The following is an 18957-nucleotide window of genomic DNA, read 5'->3' as shown; positions in this document are numbered from 1 at the left end:
GTCAGGCCGCCTTCTCCACACCTCGGCCGTAGATTCGGTCTACCTCACCCTCCGAAAGCCCGGCGGGAGTGGTATCGATCCCGATCCGGCCGTCCAGGAGCGCGACGATCCGCTCACCGTAGGTGCGCGCGAAATTCAGCTGATGCAGGCTCAGCACGACCGTGATGCCGTCGCGTTCGTTGATTCTCTTGAGCAGGTCGAGAATCTCGGCCGCCGTCACCGGGTCGAGGCTCGCAATCGGCTCGTCCGCAAGGATCACCTTGGGGTTCTGCGCGAGCGCTCGGGCGATTCCGACCCGCTGCTTCTGCCCACCACTGAGTTGGTCCGCACGATGGTTGGCGTAGTTCGCCAGCCCCACAGTGTCGAGGAGCGACAGCGCCTGCTCACGCTCCCCCGTGGTGAAGATCCCTGGGATCGCTCGGTAGGCGGGTACATCCGGAAGGATTCCGGCCAGCACGTTGTGCATGACGGTGAGCCGGTTGACGAGGTTGTATCCCTGGAAGATCATGCCGACCTTGCGGCGAATGTTTCGTAACGCGTTCCGGTGGGTGGTGTGCACCTCTTCACCGCCGACGGAGACCGTGCCCTGGTAGGGCGCGACGAGCCCGTTGATGCAGCGCAGCAACGTCGATTTCCCTGTGCCGCTGCGGCCCAACAAGATGCAGAAGTCCGACGCTGGAATCTCGAGGTTGACACCGCGCAGGACCGCCTCGTCCTTCTGCGTGTAGGTCAGGTGGACGTCGCGGAAGCTGACGGCCTCACCGGCGCCGGTCATAGCTCGGGCTCCAGGCCGGACACCTTGTAGGCGGTGCGGACCACGTCGTAGTCGGAGTCGTTGACACTTCCGAACGAGGCGAAGCCGGTTCCCTCCAGGGCGGCGGACAGCGCGGGGGTCTCGTCGAGGAACGCGCGCCGAAGCAGTTCCTTGGTCTGCTCCGGAAGGTCGGGACGGTAGGTGATCGGGTCTGCGGGAATCTCTTCGGATTCGAGGACAATCTTGATCTCATCGGGACCGGCGACTCCGGTCCTGATGAACCCGGGGACCTTGCGACTCGAGATGGCTGCGACGTCGACCCGCCCGTTCAGGAGCGAGAGTAGAGAGGCATCGTGACTGCCCGAGTACACGACCTGCGAGAAAAGGCTGTTGACGTCGTAGCCGGCTTCGGCGAGCGCATATTGGCCGAAGACGTGTCCGGAGGTCGACGCCGGGTCGGTGAACGCGATGACCTTGCCCTGGAAGTCTTCGGGCCCGTCGATGCCCGAGTCGGAGCGCACCACGAAGCTCGAGCGGTACGGCATACTGTCGTCGGTTTGGACGGCCGATGCAAACGGCTCGACGCCACCCTGGACCCGCTGAGTGGCAAGCACATACTCCGAGGGGCCGAACCAGGCCATGTCGAGGTGGCCCGAGTTCAGTGCCTCGATGACAGCCGTATAGTCGGCTCCGACGTAAGGCTCAACCTTGAGACCGGTGGCATCACTCAAGTACTCGACGAGCGGTTCGTACTTGGCCAGCACCGCCGCCGAGTCTTCATCGGGGGAGAGGCCCAACCGGATGGTCTCGGTCGGTTCGTTGCTCGAGACGCCGCACGCCACGAGTGGCAGCGCCAGCAGAGCGATCACCCCGGCGACTACCTTGTTGCGCCGAAAGTTACTGATTCCCATCAGGAGTCACCCTTCTCCGCGCCCACGACGCGGCCATGCCTGCACTTTGCAGTCCACACGGTTACGAAGAGTAGACAGCGGAGCGTTGCAGCCGGGATTCGCTGCGGGGAACGTAAAGTGAACAGACAGCGTGCGCCCGATGACATCCATCGACAACATCGATGGGTGGTGCTATCCGTTTGATCTTGTTGAAGCTCTGGAGCTGTCTCGAAGCTGGTGTGGACTGCCCAGAGTTTCTCACTCACCGAATCGAACTCAGCCCGGCAGTGGAATGATCACGCCAGGGAGGACCTCGATCCCCGGGACCGGGGATGCGGGAGGAGGAGCCGGCGCCCGCGGTGACGGGACGGGCTCCCGCGGCTGCGGGATGGTGCGCGGAGGGGCGGTCCGCTCGAGATCCTCGTCCTGATCGGTCTCCACCGGTCGCTGTCGTGTCGGCGCCTGGCTGGGATAGCCCCGATCGTCGGTGCCGAACGAACTCCCGTTCCCGGCAGATGCACTCGATCCCGCCAACTGTTCGTTCGGTGTACCCGCCAGCGCTCCGTCCATCGTCTCCTTCCAGATGTCCGACGGCAGACCGGATCCGTATACCTGTCCACCCCAACTAGTTTCGATGGCCGAGCCGTCCCCGGTACCTACCCACACCGCGGTCGAGAGCGACGGCGTAAAGCCCACCATCCAGGCGTCCTTGTTCTCGCCGGTGTCACCCAACTGTGCCGTGCCTGTCTTCGCGGCCGACGGGCGCCCGCCGGCCAGGCCGTGGTTGTTCGAGTAGGCCGCGATGGGGATCATCGCCCGTGTCACGGACTCGGCGATGTCCGGGTCGATCCGTCGCTCGCCGTCGGTCGGTCCCCGCTCGAGCAGCACCCGGCCGTCGCCGTCGACCACCTTCTGGACGAAGTACGGCTCGTGGAACCGGCCCGAGTCGGCCAGCGTCGCGTACGCCGAGGCCATGTCGATCGGTCGAGTCTGATACTGGCCCAACACGATTCCCGTCTCCGGGGGGCCACCGAACTGAGTGAGCGTTTCATGGTCGAGACCGGGGATCCGCTTGGGTATCCCCGCCCGGTGGGCGGCGTCGGCGATCTTCTGCGCGCCGTCCGGCATCGACAGCGTCAACCGATAGTAGCTGGTGTTCAGCGACCGCTCGAGCGCCACCGCGAGACTGCACGTTCCGCAGGTCGCCCCGTCGACGTTCTCGATGGTCAGATCGCCAACAGTAAGCGGCGCGCTGCTGAACTGCGTGGTCAGCGGCACGTCGTCCTCGAGGGCCGCGATCGCGCCGAACACCTTGAACGCCGAACCCGTCTGCAACCCGGCCTGCGCGAAGTCGAACCCGGCGCCGTCGGCGCCGCCGTAGTACGCGCGCACCGCACCCGAGTGCGGGTCGATCGACACGACGGCCGCGCGCAATCGGTCGGGCTGGCCGTCGAGGGTGCGATCGACCGCGTCCACCGCGGCCTGCTGGGCCGTCGCGTCGATCGTGGTGGTGATCCGCAGCCCACCGGTGTCGAGTTCACGTTCGCTGATTCCCGCCGCCTCGAGCTCCCGCGCCACCTGAGTCCGGATCAGCCCCTCCGGGCCGGGCGCGACCTCGGACGGCGCCGACGGCGCCTCCGGTAGCACCCGCGGGAATTCGGTGTCCGCCCGTTCGGTCGCCGTCAGCACTCCCATTTCGACCATGCCGTCGAGCACGTAGTTCCACCGCGCCGTCAGCCCGCGGGGGTCGGTGTCGGGATCGAGCGCGGACGGGCGCTGGATCACCGCGGCCAGCACGGCGCCCTCGGCGAGGGTCAGTTGGTCGACGGGCTTGCCGAAGAACGCGTGCGCCGCCTCCCCGATCCCGTACGCGTTGCGCCCGAAGTAGATGGTGTTGAGGTAGGCGTCGAGAATCTCGTCCTTGGACCACTGCCGCGTCATTTTCGCCGACACCACCAGCTCACGGGCCTTGCGGACCATACTGCGGTCGGTGCCGACGAGCGCGTTCTTGACGTACTGCTGCGTGATCGTCGAGCCGCCGCCGGCGCTCTCGCGGCCCAGCAGGTTGTCCCGGACGGCGCGTAGGAACCCCGAGATCGAGTACCCGGGATTCGAGTAGAAGTCACGGTCCTCCGCCGACAGCACCGCATTCCGGACATACCCGGGGACGGCGTCGAGCGGGACCTCGGTCCGGTTCCCTTCCGGTGGAACCACCTTCGCGACGACCGTCGAACCGTCGGAGGCGAGGATCGTGGCCACCTGTTTGGACCGCATCTCCGCGGGGCTGGGGACGTCGACCAGCAGATAGGCTGCACCGGCCAGCACGATCGGCACGATGAAGAGCACCGCAAGGATGCGCACGACGATGCGGCGGGATGGCGACCCCCGCGCGGGCGACTCGGCTTTTTCGGGTTTCGGGCTGCTCGTGGAACTCACACGCACGACTTCCGGTCCGCAATTTGCGATCCGACCGAGTCCCAACCGGGATCAGCCGAATCCGGTCGTCCCCCGATGGTCCCACCCTGCGACGCGCTCGGCACGTCGGGGGCCGCAGAGGCAACAAAGGACCAGGTATTCGCGGCGCCACTGGCCCTCGACACGCACTCCTCGGACCAGGAGTCGGAAGTACAGGAACCGAAGGGGCTTTGAAGTAAGAAACCCACTACCGCCGGACACTCCTTGGTATGGGAGAGGAACAACCGAGACCATCAGAGCCGGGGGACTCGGAGCCGGGGGACAGGGTGCGGTTCACCGAGATATGGGACGTCTGTGCCGGGCGGGTGTTCGCGTACGCCTGCCGACACGTCGACCATCACACCGCGCAGGAGGTGGTCTCCGAGACCTTCCTGGTGGCGTGGAGGCGGCTGCAAGACGTTCCGGACCAGGCACTGCCCTGGCTGCTGGTGGTCGCTCGCAACATCATGTCCAACCACCGTCGCGGCGACCGTAGGCGCGACGCGTTAACGGAGAAGATGGCCCGCATCGAGCGCCTCGCCGGGTCCGCCCCGGGCGCCGACGTGGCCGTCACCGACCGTGCCGAGGTCCTCGCGGCCCTGGCAGCGCTCACCGACGTGGAACGCGAGGTCCTCTTGCTGACCGCCTGGGACGGCGTGACCGCCGCCGAGGCGGCCCGCGTCATGGGGTGTTCCGTCCCCGCCGTGCACGTACGGCTGTTTCGTGCCAGGCGACGCCTGCAGACCCCTCAGACCCCGCAGACCACCGAATCCGCCGCCCCGGCCCCGCTGCGGGTCGCCCCCGAACCGAGGAGCATCCGATGACGAAGGACCTGCTGAGAACGCTCGAAGCGATGCGGCCGGGCGCCGGGACCGAGAAGTTGTGGCCCGAGCACCTGCAGGCCACCGAGCGCGCCCGCATCATGGCGACCACCGCCGAGCCGGTGGCTCCCCCGGTGCGGTCCGGGCGGGTGGGCGCGGTGACCCTGGCCGCGGCGCTGTTCACCGTCGGTGGCATCGGCGCGGCCGCCGCCACCGGCCTGATCCCCACGGCGTTCGTCGACCACTACTACTACTGGAAAACCCCCGGACCGGGCAGTACCGCCGTGGATCCGGCTGCCGCCGAGCGGATCGGGTCCATCCCCGGACCGGATGGCACCGTGTTCAGCGTCCTCGTGGCGCACGGTGCGGGCAGCCAACGGTGCCTCGCCGCGGTGTTCGAGAGCTCCGCCAGCGCGGCACTGCCAGGTCCGTCGGAGTTCACAGGCCTGGGCAGCAGGTGCAGACAGGGACCCGAAGGTGCACGCGCGCTGGGCGACGGTTCCGGCACATTTGTCGCGAGCACTTTCGGCGATGGTGGCGGCGGTGAGGTGCTTCCGAATGTGGTGACCTACGACGCAGCCGCGGGAACGGCGGTGCGTGCCGACATACGCACGAGCACTGGGCAGGTGCTTTCGACCATCCTCGCGGACGGCAGCTTCTTCGGCTGGTTCCCGATACCCTCGCCCGGCAGTCCCCGACCGATCTTCACCGGATACGCCGCCGACGGGACGATCGTCGACAGCTTCGAGATCGGGCCGCACTTCTGATCGATCAGCTGCGTCGATGCAGGACGATCACGCCGCCCAGGAGCACGACACATGCCAGTAGCACCAGCGATGCCGTGACAGATGGCTCGCCGCGCACGATCGGAACGACCGCGGCGACGAACGCCATGAACGTGAAGAACCCGAGGATGCCGATGAGCATCTCGAGGGGCTGACGTCCCCGCGACGGCCTGCCGGGCGGCATGTCAGCTCTTCACGCCGCCCGCGGTCAGGCCCGACACGATGCGACGCTGGAACACGAGGACCATGATCACCAGCGGGATCGTCACGATCGTGCCGGCCGCCATGATCGCCGCGTACGGCTGCTCCCACGAGTTGGCGCCTGCGAAGCGGGCAATCGCGACGGTGACCGGTTCGGTGCTCTCGGTCGACAGCAGGCTCGCGAGCATGAACTCGTTCCACGTCGCGATGAACGCAAGGATCGCGGTCGTGAACAGGGCCGGCGCGGCCAACGGCAGGATCACCAGGCGGAACGCCTGGAGCCGGCTGGCGCCGTCGATCCGGGCGGCCTCCTCGAGTTCCCACGGCAGATCCGACAGGAACGCGGTGAGAGTGTAGATCGTCAGCGGCAGCACGAACGAGATGTTCGGGATGATCAGGGCCTGGTACTGCCCGATCCAGCCGAAGTCGCCGAACAGCTGGAAAAGCGGCGTCATGAGCGCGACGGTCGGGAACATCGACGCGCCGAGGATGATGCCGGTGACGACGTACTTGCCGCGGAACTCGATGCGTGCGAGTGCGTAGGCCGCGAACACACCGAGCAGTAGACCGACGGCCGTCGTCACCGCACCGATTATGAGGCTGTTGAAGATCGCGGCGAGGAAGTCGTTGCCCTTGTCCGTGGCCAGCGCGGCACGGAAGTTGTCGAGCGTGACGTGCGTCGGCCACGGCGTGGTGTCGAAGGTGTACTCGACCTGGCGAAATGCGGTGACGACCATCCAATAGAACGGCGCCAATCCCCAGATCAGGATGATCGCGACCCCGAGGTACGTGCGGGTCAGCTTCGCGCGGTCGGTGCGACGCCGTGGCTTGATCTGAGCCGTCGCCCCCTGCTCGGGTGCATCAGGCGGCGCGGAGACGGCCACGGGCGCCGCGGACATGGGCACCGGCTCGACAAGAGCACCGGGGCTGTCGAAGTCCTGGGGCTTGTTGTGACGTCCCATCAGTGATCAGCTCCCTTCCGCTGCTCGTCCTGAGTACGCACGGCATTGGCGCCGAGGAACTTCACGATCACGAACGCGACGGCAAAGATCATCAGGAACACCACCGTCGACAGCGCCGATGCGCTCTGGAAGTTGCCCTGGCGGATGTCGGCCATCACCAGGATCGCCATTGTCGTGTTCGGCGCCGCACCAGACGTGCCGGACAGGATCGCGGGCAGGTCGTACATGCGGAGGACGTCGAGGGTGCGGAAGAGTACCGCCACCATGAGGGCCGGCTTGACCAGCGGCAGTGTGATCTTGGTGAACCGCTGCCATGCGCTGGCGCCGTCGACCTTCGCGGCTTCGTAGACGTCCTGCGGGATCATCTGCAAGCCAGCGAGGATGAGCAGCGCCATGAACGGCGTCGTCTTCCAAACGTCGGCGATGATGACCGCGAACCGCGAAGCCCACGGGTCGGTGGTCCACGCGATGCTGGTGCCGAGCAGACGGTTCGCGATGCCGTTCTCGGCGAAGATGAAGAACCACAGCTTCGCGGTGACCGCGGTCGGGATGGCCCAGGGGATCAGCACGCTCGCGCGCAGCAGCGACCGACCCCAGAAAGTCTTGCCCATGACCGTCGCCATCCACAGACCGAGAATCACCTCGATCGTGACCGTGACGACGGCGAAGAAGAACGTGACGCCCACGGCGGACCAGAAATCGTGGGCCAGGGTGCCGGGGGGACACGTCCCCGCGCCCCCGCCGCAGTCCTGCACGAGCCACAGCAGGTAGTTCTTGAACCCGGCAAACCCGCCGTCGACGAAGCGGCCGGTGTTGGGATCGATGCCCCTGTTCGCTTGGAACGACAGGTACACCGCCCGGATGACCGGGTACACGATGACGACGGCCAGGATCGCCATCGTCGGAGCGATCAACCAGATCGGCCGGAAGTCGCGTTTACGACGCGGAATGATCGTCCGTTTTTCGTCATCGTGACCCGTGCGCCCTGGAGCGCGACCGCCGTGGTCGGAGTCGTCGACCCCGACCACGGCGCGGGCCTCGTCTGCTCGCCTCAGCTCAGCAGAGTCAGCCATCGTGCGTTACCCGATCTCTCGTATTCGGACTTGCCTACTGGACGGCGTTATTGATCGCCGCGGTCATGTCGGCAGTCGCCTGATCAACCGTGACGTCGCCGTTCAGTGCCGCGCTGGTGTTGTCCTGGACGGCCTTGGAGACCCCGGTGTAGAAGGGCGTGACCGGACGCGGCTGGGCGTTCTCGAGAGCCGTCTTCAGCGCAGGCAGGTACGGGTACTGCGCGACCAGCGCCGGATCATCGTAGACCGACGCCAGGACCGGCGGGAACGACTCGTCCGCGAAGGCCATCTGGTTCTCGTCGTTCTGGATGAACTCGATGAAGTCACGCGCGGTCGCCTTGTTCTCGGAGAACACGTTGATGCCGTTGTTGTAGCCGCCCAGCGTGGAAGCGCCGGCACCGTTCGGGCCGACGATCGGTGCCACACCGACGTTGCCCTTCACAGCCGATTCATCGGCCTGAGCGTTGTCCCACATGTACGGCCAGTTGTAGGCGTACATCGCCTCGCCGCCGACGAACGCGAGGTTGGTCTCCTCCTCGGTGAAGCCGATCGAGCGCTCAGCGATCTGGCCACCCTGGTAGGCGTCGACCAAGGCCTGCAGACCCGCCCTCGACTCCGGCGACTCGACCTCGGGCGTGCTGCCGTCCTCTCCGACGACTGCGCCTCCCCACGAGTTGATGAACTGCGTGGCGTTGACGGTCAGGCCCTCGTACAGCTTGAGCTGGGTGATCATGCAGTCCTGGACACCGTTCTCCTGGGCAACCTGGCAGCTGTCCGTGAGCGCGTTCCAGTTCGCGGGGGCCTCCGGCATCAGGTCGGTGCGGTAGTACAGCAGCTGCGCGTTGGTGTTCTGCGGAGCCGCGTACAGCGTGCCGCGGTATGTGGCGGACTCGACGGTGGCCGGCAACAGCGGGGCAGTGTCGATCGCGAGATCACCCTCGAGCGGCTGCAGCCAGCCGTTCGCGGCAAAGCCCGCGGTCCAGACCACGTCGAGCGCCATCACGTCGTAGTCGTCGTTGCCGGCCTGCAGCGACTGCTCCAACCTGTTGCGCTGGTCGTCGGCCTCACCGGGCAGCTCCATCAACGACACCTGCTCGTCCGGGTGCGCCGCATTCCACTTCTCGATCACCGGCTGCAGCTTGTCGGTGTCGTTCCTGCCCATCGCGAACGTGATCGGGCCGCGGCCATCGAGGTTCTGCGTCGCAGCTTCGTCAGCGCTGGTACTGCCGCCACCGTTGTCGCTCGCGCAACCGGCGAGCGCGAGCAGCGCCACAGCCGAAGCCGCGACCACTACCCGCGAACGGGTATTGAAAGAACGCATGGTTCACCTTTCAGATAGACGTATCCGGTCCCGGCGCTGGGACGCTGCGGACGTGCTCGCCGCCGGACTGTGACGTATGTCCCTGCCTACTCTGGCACGACTCGGGACCGACTTCGGTCATTACCCCCACACTGGATCAGCTTTACCCACACACTGGATCGGTAGGGCTCACCCGATTCGTCTGCCGTCGGTGACCGAGAACAGATGCACCTCGGACGGGTCGACGTGCAGGTTTATCCGCGCGCCGCGAGGCGGCGGGTTGCGCCAGTCGGCCCGGGCTATCAGCTGATGCTCGCCCGGCCCGCCCAAACCGGTACGGCCGTACACGAAGGCGTCGGCACCGAGTTCTTCGACCACGTCGACCTCCATCGGGATGCCCTCACCGTTCGGGGCAGGCTCGAGGTGCTCGGGCCGGATGCCTAGGACGACCTGGCCCTCGGGGATCTCGGTGAGGGTTTCACGGGAAACCGGGATGACCGTCTCACCGAGCACGACCCCGGCCTCCGCGACCGGCAACGTCAGCATGTTCATCGACGGCGAGCCCATGAAACCGGCGACGAACTGGTTGACCGGGCGACTGTAGAGCTCGCGAGGCGGGGCGCACTGTTGCAGGATGCCGCCCGCGAGCACCGCGACCCGGTCGCCCATCGTCATGGCCTCGACCTGGTCGTGGGTGACGTAGACGGTGGTGGTGCCGAGCCGCCGTTGCAGCTGCGCAATCTGGGTGCGGGTCTGTACCCGCAGTTTGGCGTCGAGGTTCGACAGCGGCTCGTCCATCAGGAACACCTGCGGCTGCCGGACGATGGCCCGGCCCATTGCGACGCGCTGTCGCTGGCCGCCGGAGAGCGCCTTGGGCTTGCGACCCAGGTACGGCTCGAGGTCGAGCATCCTCGCCGCCTCCTGCACGCGGCTCTTGATCTCGGCCTTGGGTGTCTTGGAGAGCTTGAGGGCAAAACCCATGTTCTCCGCTACCGACATGTGCGGATACAGCGCGTAGTTCTGGAAGACCATCGCGATGTCGCGCTGCTTGGGCTCCTGGGCGGTCACGTCCTGGTCGCCGATGAGGATGCGCCCGTCGTATACCTCCTCGAGACCGGCGAGCATGCGCAGCGACGTGGACTTGCCGCAGCCCGACGGGCCGACGAGCACGAGGAACTCGCCGTCCTCGATGTGCAGATCCAGCTTGTCGACCGCGGGGGTCGTCGCACCCGGGAACAGGCACGTGGTCTTGTCGAACGTCACCGAAGCCATCTAGGAGCGGTCCCTTCACCGGCAGGAACGTGCCGGACGATCCGAGTCAGGGTGGACAGGGGTGCGGACAGCATAAGCGCCCGAAGTGTCCAAATCATCACCCTCGCACCGGCCGCAGCCGCACGAACCGAATCTTTCGACCCGCCTCCCGGTAGTCGGCCTCACTGCCGTCGACCTCGAAGCCGATGGTCGCACACAGCCGAACGGCTAATTTCGGGTGGACACGGCCGTAGTGCGCCATCAGGTCGCCACCGGCGTCGGAGTCCAGGAACTCCGCCTCGACGGTGGCCCGTCGGCGTCCCACCTGGACCCGCCCCCGCGAATGCGCCTCGAGGTTGCGGAACCAGTCCGACTTCGTCCCGAACCCAGCTGCGACGACGTACCCGTCCGGAGCGCCGGTACCGCGCCCGACCTCGTCGTGGTTGACGAGTTCGAGAACGACCTGCCTGGTCTGCCCGCTGCGACGGCCGACGTGCTCGAGAAGAAGGAACCGGTGGCCGAGCAGCCACCCGAGATGCCACCGGTACAGGGTGATGGGCATGCGAAGAAACCGACGCTTCCAGCCTGTCGGCGGGGCGGGACGCGAGGTGATCTTCATAGGTTCAGTTTGCTCCACCATCCGTAGGCTGCACCAACCACCGGTGCAACACGTCGATCACAGGGATACGGTGACATGAGAGTCCCGGTGCAAAAGGCGTCACAAAAGGGGAGTTCCGCATGACCCGTCCCGTGCGTATCGGCATCCAGTTGCAGCCCCAGCACGCCCCCGACTACCGCAAGATCCGCGATGCCGTGTTGCGCGCGGAGGACGCCGGCGCCGACGTCGTATTCACCTGGGACCACTTCTACCCCCTCTTCGGCGATACGGATGGCGCGCAGTTCGAGTGTTGGACGATGCTGGGCGCGTGGGCCGAGCAGACCGAGCGTGTCGAGATCGGCGCACTGGTGAGCTGCGCGGCCTACCGCAACCCGGACCTGCTGGCGGACATGGCTCGCACCGTCGATCACATCAGCGGCGGGCGGCTCATCCTCGGCCTCGGCTCCGGCTGGTATGAGAAGGACTACGACTCCTACGGCTACGAGTTCGGCACCCCGGGATCGAGGCTGAGGCTTCTCGGGGAGTATCTGCCGCGCATCACATCCCGGCTCGGCAAGCTCAATCCTGCCCCGACAAGGCGTATTCCGATCCTCATCGGCGGTAGCGGCGAGAAGAAGACGCTACGTCTGGTCGCCGAGTACGCCGACATCTGGCACGGGTACAGCGAGCGGGACGAGTTCGTCCGCAAGTCGGCGATCCTCGGGGAGCACTGCGGGGACGTGCAGCGGGACCCGCTCGAGATCGAACGTTCCACGTGGTGGCCAGGAGCAGAACTCGCGTCGGCGTACGTCGGCGCCGGCGTCACCCTGTTCACCCCCCATTCCAGCGGACCCGACTACGACCTCACCACGCTCCGTGAGGCAGTCGCGTGGCGCGACGAGAGCACACCGCCGCAGTTGTCCGGACTCGCGTAGCTCCGAGGATCCCCATGACCGCCCCCGCTGCCTCCCGGTTCCGCGCGGTGGCGGTGCTGGTCGTGTTACTGCCCGTGCTCGCGCTCGCGGCGTGCTCGCCCGGACGCAACACGTCGGCGCCGACCGACCTGTGCGCACCGCCCGGTGTCGACAGTGCCACCGCGCAGCCGACCAACCTGGACACCGCCACCGCTGGTGAGGACACGTACACGACCCCGGACACGCTGCCGCTCAGCGCCATCGATACCTCGAGGCTGAACCTCATCAAACCCGGCACGCTCACCGTGGGGACGCTGTCGGACGCGCCGCCGAGCGTCTGCGTCAACTCGCAGCACGTGTTCACCGGCTTCGACAACGAACTACTGCGGGCGGTCGCCGCGAAGCTCGGACTGCAGGTCGAGTTCGTAGGCACCGACTTCGCCGGACTCCTCGCCCAGGTGGCGGGCCATCGCTTCGACGTCGGATCGTCCTCGATCGTCACCACCGACGCCCGACGCCAGACGGTCGACTTCACCAACGGCTACGACTTCGGCTATCACGCGCTCGTCGTGCCGAATGGCAGCCCCATCGAGGGATTCTCGGACTTGAACTCGTCCATGCGAATCGGCGTCGTGCAGGGGACGGTGCAGGACGACTACGTCACCAACACCCTCGGAATAGTCCCGGTGCAGTTCCCCGACTACAACACCGCGTACGCAAGCCTCAAGACCGGACAGATCGATGCGTGGGTGGCGCCGTCGCAGCAGGCCGAGGGCGCGGTCGTTCCCGGCGATCCGACCACGATCGTGCAGAACACCTTCAGCCTCGACAACTACATGGGCTGGGCGGTCGCGAAGGACGACCAACCACTCGTCGATGCGCTCAATTCCGGACTCGACGCCGTGATCGCCGACGGGACCTGGTCGCAGCTCTACTCGGAATGGGTGCCGCGGGAGCTACCGACTGGATGGAAGCCGGGCAGTAAGGCCGCACCCACCCCTGAGCTGCCGGACTTCGCGGCCCTCGCCGCGCAGAGGCCGGCCACCACCGAACCATCTACAGCACAATCGAAGTCGACACTGCAGCAACTCGGTGAGACGTTCTTCAACTGGGAGCTGTACCAGCGGGCCTTCCCGGACCTGCTGCGAACCGGCCTGCCGAACACACTGATCCTGGCGCTGACGTCGGGCATCGCCGGCACGGTGATCGGCATGTTCCTCGCCGTCGCCGGCATCTCCCGTACCCGCTGGCTCCGCTGGCCCGCTCGGGTCTACACCGACATCTTCCGCGGCCTGCCCGCGGTGGTGATCATCCTGATCGTCGGCCTGGGCGTGGGTCCGGTGGTCCAGGGGCTGACCGGTAACAACCCGTACTGGCTGGGTGCGGCCGCGCTGTCACTGCTGGCGGCCGCGTACATCGGTGAGATCTTCCGCTCCGGCATCCAGAGCGTCGAGCCCGGCCAGATGGAAGCTGCTCGCGCCCTCGGCTTTTCGTACCGACGCTCGATGGCACTCGTCGTCGTCCCGCAGGGTGTACGACGGGTGCTGCCGGCCCTGGTGAACCAGTTCATCTCCCTGATCAAGGACTCGTCTCTGATCTACTTCCTGGGGCTGCTCGCCACCCAGCGGGAACTGTTCGCCGTCGGGCGCGACCTCAACGCACAAACCGGAAACCTGTCGCCGCTCGTCGCCGCCGGACTGTTCTACCTGGCGTTGACAATCCCGCTGACACACCTGGTGAACTACATCGACCGGCGCCTGCGGCACGGACGCCCCGACAAAGGCACGCTCGACGAGCTCGACCAGGCCATCGTCGTGGAGAGAGGCTGACCCGTGACCGATTCCGTCTCCCTCACCGGCACCGGACTGCACCTGGCCTTCGGGTCCAACAGGGTGCTGCGCGGGGTCGATGTGCACGTCGACGCCGGCAAGACCGTCACTGTGATCGGGCCGTCGGGGTCGGGGAAGTCGACACTGCTGCGGGTGCTCAACCGACTGCACGAACCCGACGCGGGCGACGTCCTCCTCGACGACCGATCGGTGCTGCGGGACAACCCAGACCAGCTGCGGCAGCGAATCGGCATGGTGTTCCAACACTTCAATCTTTTCCCGCACCGCACCGTCGCCGACAACATCGCGCTGGGTCCACGCAAGCTCAAGAAGATGTCGAAGGACGCGGCCCGCCAGGTCGCACTCGACCAACTCGAACTCGTCGGCCTGACGAACAAGGCCGACTCACGTCCGGGGAATCTCTCCGGCGGGCAGCAGCAGCGCGTCGCAATCGCCCGCGCGCTCGCGATGGAACCACAAATCATGTTCTTCGACGAGGCGACTTCGGCGCTCGATCCCGAACTGGTCAAGGGTGTGCTGGCGCTGATGAGTGACCTCGCAAAGGGTGGCATGACGATGGTGGTGGTCACCCACGAAATGGGATTCGCGCGGTCGGTGTCGGACACGGTCGTGTTCATGGACCACGGTGCGGTCGTCGAATCCGGGGTGCCGGAACAGCTCTTCGACAATCCCGAAACCCCTCGGCTGCAGAGCTTCTTGTCAGAGGTTCTCTAGCCACCGTTAGATATCAAGACGGACACCGGTAGAGGAATACGGCGGTAATTCGGTCAGCAACTCTGGTGCCCATGGTGGTGGTGTGGTGCAAGGCTGGGCCAGACACATTGTAGTAAGACGTTTTTGAATCTCGCCTGGTCTTTGCGGCCACCGAGCAGAACAATCCAGTCCTGATGGATTTCCTCGTCGCTGGATGCTTCCGCCACTGCGCCCGACCCATCGGTCGTGCACACGGTCATCGAAGACGGCAAGGTACCGAGACGCATTCGGAAATCTCGACGTGCACGGAATACGTTCCCCTGTAAGCTTCCCGGCGCCGCGGGTGCCGATGCACCCATGTCGGCCGGGGGGCTCGCAGTCGGGAGGAAACCCAGCACTGCACTTCAGGAGGACTTCTTGTCTCATTCCGTCCGTAAGCGGCTGATTGGTGTCGCCGCTACCCTCAGCCTCGTCGCCGGCGGCTTCGGCATCGCCCAGGCGAGCGCCACGCCGGTGAAGCCTGGTGTCCAGGCCACGCAGTCCACCGAGAAGTCGGATGGACGCGGCTACGGCCACCGCGACCGCGACAACGGCCACGGCTAAGACCACGGCCACGAGCCCGGCGACACCGACGGCGAAGGCACCGGCTCTCTCGTCACGGTCGCCACGTTCGGCTCGTTGAACTCCATCGAGGTCAACACCAGCTCGCTGAGCACCATCGAGGTCAGCGCGGGCTCGCTGAGCACCATCGAGGCCAGCACCGGAAGCCTGGCACTCGGCAGCCTGGCACTCGGACTCATTGCTGGCGGCTTCGGCCTACCCCTGGCGAGCGCCCTGCCGACGGGGAGCACCATGCCGACGGGGGCTGGTACACCGGCCACCGACCCCGCTGTGCCCGTGGGTGGGCAGGACAACGAGTGTGGCTGTCCCGATGAAGGCACCGGCGTCTCAACCGGCAGCGCAGCCCTGGCGGGTCTGGCGGGTCTGGCCCTTGGCGGGCTGACCTTCGGCCTCCTCAGCTAGCCGGATCCAGTGACAAACCGAAGGCCCCGCCGGCGGCGGCGGCGCCTTCGACCGTTCAATCTGGTTCCATCCGTTACGAAGTCGGTCAGTTCGGCACCTGCATGGCCGCGGCGGACGCACCCCCGTCGTGCGGAACTACTCTCAGGCTCAATGACCACGCGTGTTCAACCGACTGTACGAAGCGGAAGCAGTTGGAGACACGGAGCCGACGGCTCACCCCTTCCCGTTCACCATTTCCTTTGGCAGCAACGGCAGTTCGAGCGGCGACACTGGCAGCCTGGTCACCGGCGGCCTGATCGTTGGCAGCGTGGTCATCGGAGGCCTGGCCCTTGGCGGCCTCGCCTTGGCTGGCTGATGCAAAGACACCGAAGGTCCCGCCAACGGCGGGGCCTTCGGTCGTTCAGTCGGGTCTCCGTTCGCAAGCAGCGGCTGCACCGAATTCGCGCTAGCCATCAAGACTCCCACGCGGACGTCGCCATTCACGAGACTCGTGAGACATCGATCACGTAGACCCTTTGCCGTGGAAGCCGTTGTCGGACAGAACCACACTGCTCGAAAGGCTCGACATGGTTGAACCTGTTGCGCGAGTTCGCCGAATCCCTACAACCGGAACCGCCGGTGCAGGATGAACTGGCGGTGACTGTTCGCCGCCCCTATGTGATTAGCCTCACAATTACCTCATTCATACCAGTACAACGGCACTTTTCCGGCACCGACCACCCCTTGCGGTTGTTTGTTGGGGGTCGGTCGACGCCCAAGCAACTAATGAAGCCGTGCTAACTTTCATTCGCACAGTAGGAACCAGAAGAACCTGTCGGGGGGAATCCGACCAGGCTCTAGCGGTTAGCTGAGGCCGTGCCGATCTCCAGTGGCACTGCAGACCTGTCGGGGGGAATCCGACCAGGCTCTGCGGCCGATACCAGTACCCAGCTGTCGCAATAGCCGTGTGCGTTTGTACGCGGTCGATTGACTAAAGGAGCGTCAATGAAGAAGTCCATTCGCACCGGAGCGGTTGCGCTGCTCGCGGCTCCCCTCGTTGCCACCGCGTTCGCTGCACCGGCCCAGGCGGCCGGAACCGGCTCACTCGGCTCGTCCGACTCGAGCTCGCAGGAGGCAGTCAGCTTCTCCGTTGCCGTCGAAGGCAACGATGTCACCGCCAGCATTGTCAACAACACCGACGGAGAGCTGGGCCTGGGCTGCAGTATCTGGTACGTGCTCGACGAAGAGGGCGCGGAGCGGGAACTCCTCGCACGCCCCATTGTCGCCCCCGGCGATACCTTTACGTCCGATCCGGAGACCATCGACGAAGCCGGCACCTACGTCGCGACTTGGACCTGCTACTCGGCCGATACCGACGAGCGTTGGGGAACTGAGGAAAGCGACGGAGTCGACGCCACGGCTGAGCCGGTCAAGTTCACCGTCCCCAACGACGACACCTCCGGCAGCGTCGGCAGCTCTGAGGGCGGCGAAGGCAGCCTGGCGGACAACCCCGCCCTGCTCGTCGGCAGCGTGGCCATCGGCGGCCTGGCCATCGGCGGCCTGATCCTCAGCGGACTCCTGGGCTGATCCAGAAACACACCGAAGGCCTCGCCGAACGGCGGGGCCTTCGGCCGTTTGGTCGGGTCTCCATTCGTAAGCAGCCCGCGCGGCGGAAACACGTCGACCATCGAGACTTACCCGCGCACAAAGCCGTCCACGAGACCCGCGAAGTACCGCTAACACAAGTCCGTCGATCGTGGAACCTGCGGCGGGCAGAATCACACCGCACGACCGCCTCGCCACGATTGAACCAGCTGCTCATGTTCGGCGTACCCCTACAGCGGAAGCCGCCAGGGCAGGACGAACTGATCGCCTCCGGCGGCGTCGCGGTTCCGCAAGATGCAGGTATTGCCGTCGACTCCCCCTCGACAGCTCTGTGACCAGCCTCACATCTGCTCTGCCACTCCAGCGCAACAGCACTTTTCATAACAGACCAGCTGTTCTTGTGAGATCAATGGGTGTGTTGTTCCGCCCATCCAATCGTAAAGACCGTGTTACGTTCAAACAGCACAGCAGGTACGAAATGACCTGTTCGGGGGGATTCCGATCGGGCTCTGTGGCCGAGTACCAGCCAGCCAGCTGCGCATATCCGCATGCCTTCGTGTGCGGTCCGTTGAACCCTAGGAGTACCCATGAAGAAGTCCATTCGCACCGGAGCGGTTGCGCTGCTCGCGGCTCCCCTCGTTGCCACCGCGTTCGCTGCACCGGCCCAGGCGGCCGGAACCGGCTCACTCGGCTCGTCCGACTCGAGCTCGCAGGAGGCAGTCAGCTTCTCCGTTGCCGTCGAAGGCAACGATGTCACCGCCAGCATTGTCAACAACACCGACGGAGAGCTGGGCCTGGGCTGCAGTATCTGGTACGTGCTCGACGAAGAGGGCGCGGAGCGGGAACTCCTCGCACGCCCCATTGTCGCCCCCGGCGATACCTTTACGTCCGATCCGGAGACCATCGACGAAGCCGGCACCTACGTCGCGACTTGGACCTGCTACTCGGCCGATACCGACGAGCGTTGGGGAACTGAGGAAAGCGACGGAGTCGACGCCACGGCTGAGCCGGTCAAGTTCACCGTCCCCAACGACGACACCTCCGGCAGCGTCGGCAGCTCTGAGGGCGGCGAAGGCAGCCTGGCGGACAACCCCGCCCTGCTCGTCGGCAGCGTGGCCATCGGCGGCCTGGCCATCGGCGGCCTGATCCTCAGCGGACTCCTGGGCTGATCCAGAAACACACTGAAGGCCCCGCCGATTGGCGGGGCCTTCGGTCGTTCAGTGGGGTTCTCTCCCTCGTCGCCGACGAACCCATGGCGCAGCAGATCTCGCAGAACCGCGCAGACTGTCCCGCATCATTGACCGCTCTCGAGAAACGTGGAGGATCATACGGCGTGTCGCTTCCCCATGCAGACGCTCAGACCCTGCTAGTTTTCAGCGGCAAGCAGGTACCAGCAGGATCTGCCCGGGGGATTCGATCACGCTTCCCCTTCTTCGATACCGATCGGCGCAGCAACCCGCACGCGGAATCGCGTCCGGGATGAGACGAAAGAAGGAATCGATGAAGAAGTCAGTACGTGCCACCGCCGCAGCGGTTCTCGCCGCCCCGCTTCTCGCCGCCGTTGTCGCCGCGCCGGCCCACTCAACCGAATCGCTAGACGAATCGCTGGGCTCGTTGGGATCAGTAGGACAACTCCTTGGTGGTGCGAACGGCTCCGACGACGGAACGGGCAGCCTGGGCTCCGACGACGGAACGGGCAGCCTGGGCTCCGACGACGGAACGGGCAGCCTGGGCTCCGACGACGGAACGGGCAGCCTGGGCTCCGACGACGGAACGGGCAGCCTGGGCTCCGACGACGGAACGG

The 18957-nt window shown here is 66.0% G+C and carries 20 protein-coding genes; 11 read left to right on the top strand and 9 right to left on the bottom strand.

The genetic code is table 11. The features are described from left to right. Nucleotide 1: 1 nt before the first annotated feature. The 3 genes from phnC to EF834_RS12390 form a co-directional block, all read right to left on the bottom strand. Nucleotides 2-775: a phosphonate ABC transporter ATP-binding protein gene (gene phnC, locus EF834_RS12400; protein ID WP_127947533.1), complete on the bottom strand. Its 774-nt coding sequence runs from the start codon at nt 773-775 to the stop codon at nt 2-4. Then, nucleotides 772-1665, bottom strand: a complete 894-nt coding sequence (locus tag EF834_RS12395) for a phosphate/phosphite/phosphonate ABC transporter substrate-binding protein (RefSeq protein WP_127947532.1) — start codon at nt 1663-1665, stop codon at nt 772-774. Before EF834_RS12395 ends, phnC begins: the two co-directional genes overlap by 4 nt. A 255-nt stretch (nt 1666-1920) precedes the next feature. Further along, complete coding sequence (locus tag EF834_RS12390) at nt 1921-4080, bottom strand: transglycosylase domain-containing protein (RefSeq protein ID WP_127947531.1); 2160 nt, start codon at nt 4078-4080, stop codon at nt 1921-1923. Between the two features lie 305 nt (nt 4081-4385). On the opposite strand from EF834_RS12390, the gene EF834_RS12385 reads away from it, so the two are divergent. Continuing rightward, nucleotides 4386-4922 carry an RNA polymerase sigma factor gene (locus EF834_RS12385; RefSeq protein WP_235871148.1) on the top strand — a complete coding sequence of 179 codons (537 nt, stop codon included), beginning with the start codon at nt 4386-4388 and terminating at the stop codon, nt 4920-4922. Next, entirely contained in the window at nt 4919-5686 is a 768-nt protein-coding gene (locus tag EF834_RS12380) for a hypothetical protein (protein ID WP_127947529.1), read from the top strand. The genes EF834_RS12385 and EF834_RS12380 overlap by 4 nt, the downstream gene beginning before the upstream one ends. A gap of 4 nt (nt 5687-5690) precedes the next feature. Here EF834_RS12380 and EF834_RS12375 read toward each other — a convergent pair whose 3' ends face one another. The 6 genes from EF834_RS12375 to EF834_RS12350 all read right to left on the bottom strand — a co-directional run bounded on the left by EF834_RS12375 (nt 5691) and on the right by EF834_RS12350 (nt 11110). Beyond that, nucleotides 5691-5888, bottom strand: coding sequence for a hypothetical protein (locus tag EF834_RS12375; protein WP_127947528.1), 198 nt, complete (start codon nt 5886-5888; stop codon nt 5691-5693). Nucleotide 5889: 1 nt separating this feature from the next. After that, nucleotides 5890-6867: a carbohydrate ABC transporter permease gene (locus tag EF834_RS12370; RefSeq protein WP_127947527.1), complete on the bottom strand. Its 978-nt coding sequence runs from the start codon at nt 6865-6867 to the stop codon at nt 5890-5892. After that, nucleotides 6867-7940 carry a carbohydrate ABC transporter permease gene (locus EF834_RS12365; RefSeq protein ID WP_127947526.1) on the bottom strand — a complete coding sequence of 358 codons (1074 nt, stop codon included), beginning with the start codon at nt 7938-7940 and terminating at the stop codon, nt 6867-6869. The genes EF834_RS12370 and EF834_RS12365 overlap by 1 nt, the downstream gene beginning before the upstream one ends. A 34-nt stretch (nt 7941-7974) precedes the next feature. Continuing rightward, a complete protein-coding gene (locus EF834_RS12360; protein WP_127947525.1) occupies nt 7975-9261 on the bottom strand; it encodes an ABC transporter substrate-binding protein in 1287 nt (428 codons plus the stop codon). 168 nt (nt 9262-9429) lie between these two features. Then, on the bottom strand, nt 9430-10512 hold the full coding sequence (locus EF834_RS12355; protein WP_127947524.1) for an ABC transporter ATP-binding protein: 1083 nt from the start codon (nt 10510-10512) through the stop codon (nt 9430-9432). A gap of 97 nt (nt 10513-10609) precedes the next feature. Next, a complete protein-coding gene (locus EF834_RS12350; protein WP_127947523.1) occupies nt 10610-11110 on the bottom strand; it encodes a nitroreductase family deazaflavin-dependent oxidoreductase in 501 nt (166 codons plus the stop codon). Nucleotides 11111-11229: 119 nt separating this feature from the next. Between EF834_RS12350 and EF834_RS12345 the strand changes: the two genes are divergently transcribed. From EF834_RS12345 to EF834_RS18305, 9 genes are all read left to right on the top strand, one after another. Then, complete coding sequence (locus EF834_RS12345; protein WP_127947522.1) at nt 11230-12024, top strand: LLM class F420-dependent oxidoreductase; 795 nt, start codon at nt 11230-11232, stop codon at nt 12022-12024. Between the two features lie 14 nt (nt 12025-12038). Beyond that, complete coding sequence (locus EF834_RS12340; protein WP_127947521.1) at nt 12039-13832, top strand: ABC transporter substrate-binding protein/permease; 1794 nt, start codon at nt 12039-12041, stop codon at nt 13830-13832. Nucleotides 13833-13835: 3 nt separating this feature from the next. Continuing rightward, nucleotides 13836-14567 carry an amino acid ABC transporter ATP-binding protein gene (locus EF834_RS12335; RefSeq protein ID WP_127947520.1) on the top strand — a complete coding sequence of 244 codons (732 nt, stop codon included), beginning with the start codon at nt 13836-13838 and terminating at the stop codon, nt 14565-14567. A 396-nt stretch (nt 14568-14963) separates the two neighbouring features. Continuing rightward, entirely contained in the window at nt 14964-15149 is a 186-nt protein-coding gene (locus EF834_RS12330) for a hypothetical protein (protein ID WP_127947519.1), read from the top strand. Between the two features lie 75 nt (nt 15150-15224). Beyond that, entirely contained in the window at nt 15225-15569 is a 345-nt protein-coding gene (locus tag EF834_RS12325) for a hypothetical protein (RefSeq protein ID WP_127947518.1), read from the top strand. 160 nt (nt 15570-15729) lie between these two features. Continuing rightward, nucleotides 15730-15924: a hypothetical protein gene (locus EF834_RS12320; RefSeq protein ID WP_127947517.1), complete on the top strand. Its 195-nt coding sequence runs from the start codon at nt 15730-15732 to the stop codon at nt 15922-15924. A gap of 629 nt (nt 15925-16553) precedes the next feature. Next, entirely contained in the window at nt 16554-17135 is a 582-nt protein-coding gene (locus EF834_RS12315; RefSeq protein WP_127947516.1) for a hypothetical protein, read from the top strand. A 605-nt stretch (nt 17136-17740) separates the two neighbouring features. Beyond that, a complete protein-coding gene (locus EF834_RS12310; RefSeq protein WP_127947516.1) occupies nt 17741-18322 on the top strand; it encodes a hypothetical protein in 582 nt (193 codons plus the stop codon). Between the two features lie 331 nt (nt 18323-18653). After that, the coding region (locus tag EF834_RS18305) for a hypothetical protein (RefSeq protein ID WP_206615262.1) at nt 18654-18957 on the top strand (304 nt) is incomplete at its 3' end.

This window comes from Rhodococcus spongiicola, from assembly GCF_004011835.1.
Classification (GTDB): Bacteria; Actinomycetota; Actinomycetes; order Mycobacteriales; family Mycobacteriaceae; genus Prescottella; species Prescottella spongiicola.
The sequence above is the reverse complement of the archived record's forward strand: the minus strand, read 5'-3'. Positions and strand labels throughout refer to the sequence as shown.

Bases quoted from the DNA above. Each gene is read 5' to 3' on its own strand.
- EF834_RS12360 (WP_127947525.1), bottom strand. From the start codon at position 9,261: ATGCGTTCTTTCAATACCCGTTCGCGGGTAGTGGTCGCGGCTTCGGCT.
- EF834_RS12370 (WP_127947527.1), bottom strand. From the start codon at position 6,867: ATGGGACGTCACAACAAGCCCCAGGACTTCGACAGCCCCGGTGCTCTT.
- phnC (WP_127947533.1), bottom strand. From the start codon at position 775: ATGACCGGCGCCGGTGAGGCCGTCAGCTTCCGCGACGTCCACCTGACC.
- EF834_RS12345 (WP_127947522.1), top strand. From the start codon at position 11,230: ATGACCCGTCCCGTGCGTATCGGCATCCAGTTGCAGCCCCAGCACGCC.
- EF834_RS12380 (WP_127947529.1), top strand. From the start codon at position 4,919: ATGACGAAGGACCTGCTGAGAACGCTCGAAGCGATGCGGCCGGGCGCC.
- EF834_RS12375 (WP_127947528.1), bottom strand. From the start codon at position 5,888: ATGCCGCCCGGCAGGCCGTCGCGGGGACGTCAGCCCCTCGAGATGCTC.
- EF834_RS12315 (WP_127947516.1), top strand. From the start codon at position 16,554: ATGAAGAAGTCCATTCGCACCGGAGCGGTTGCGCTGCTCGCGGCTCCC.
- EF834_RS12365 (WP_127947526.1), bottom strand. From the start codon at position 7,940: ATGGCTGACTCTGCTGAGCTGAGGCGAGCAGACGAGGCCCGCGCCGTG.
- EF834_RS12355 (WP_127947524.1), bottom strand. From the start codon at position 10,512: ATGGCTTCGGTGACGTTCGACAAGACCACGTGCCTGTTCCCGGGTGCG.
- EF834_RS12395 (WP_127947532.1), bottom strand. From the start codon at position 1,665: ATGGGAATCAGTAACTTTCGGCGCAACAAGGTAGTCGCCGGGGTGATC.
- EF834_RS12340 (WP_127947521.1), top strand. From the start codon at position 12,039: ATGACCGCCCCCGCTGCCTCCCGGTTCCGCGCGGTGGCGGTGCTGGTC.
- EF834_RS12350 (WP_127947523.1), bottom strand. From the start codon at position 11,110: ATGAAGATCACCTCGCGTCCCGCCCCGCCGACAGGCTGGAAGCGTCGG.
- EF834_RS12310 (WP_127947516.1), top strand. From the start codon at position 17,741: ATGAAGAAGTCCATTCGCACCGGAGCGGTTGCGCTGCTCGCGGCTCCC.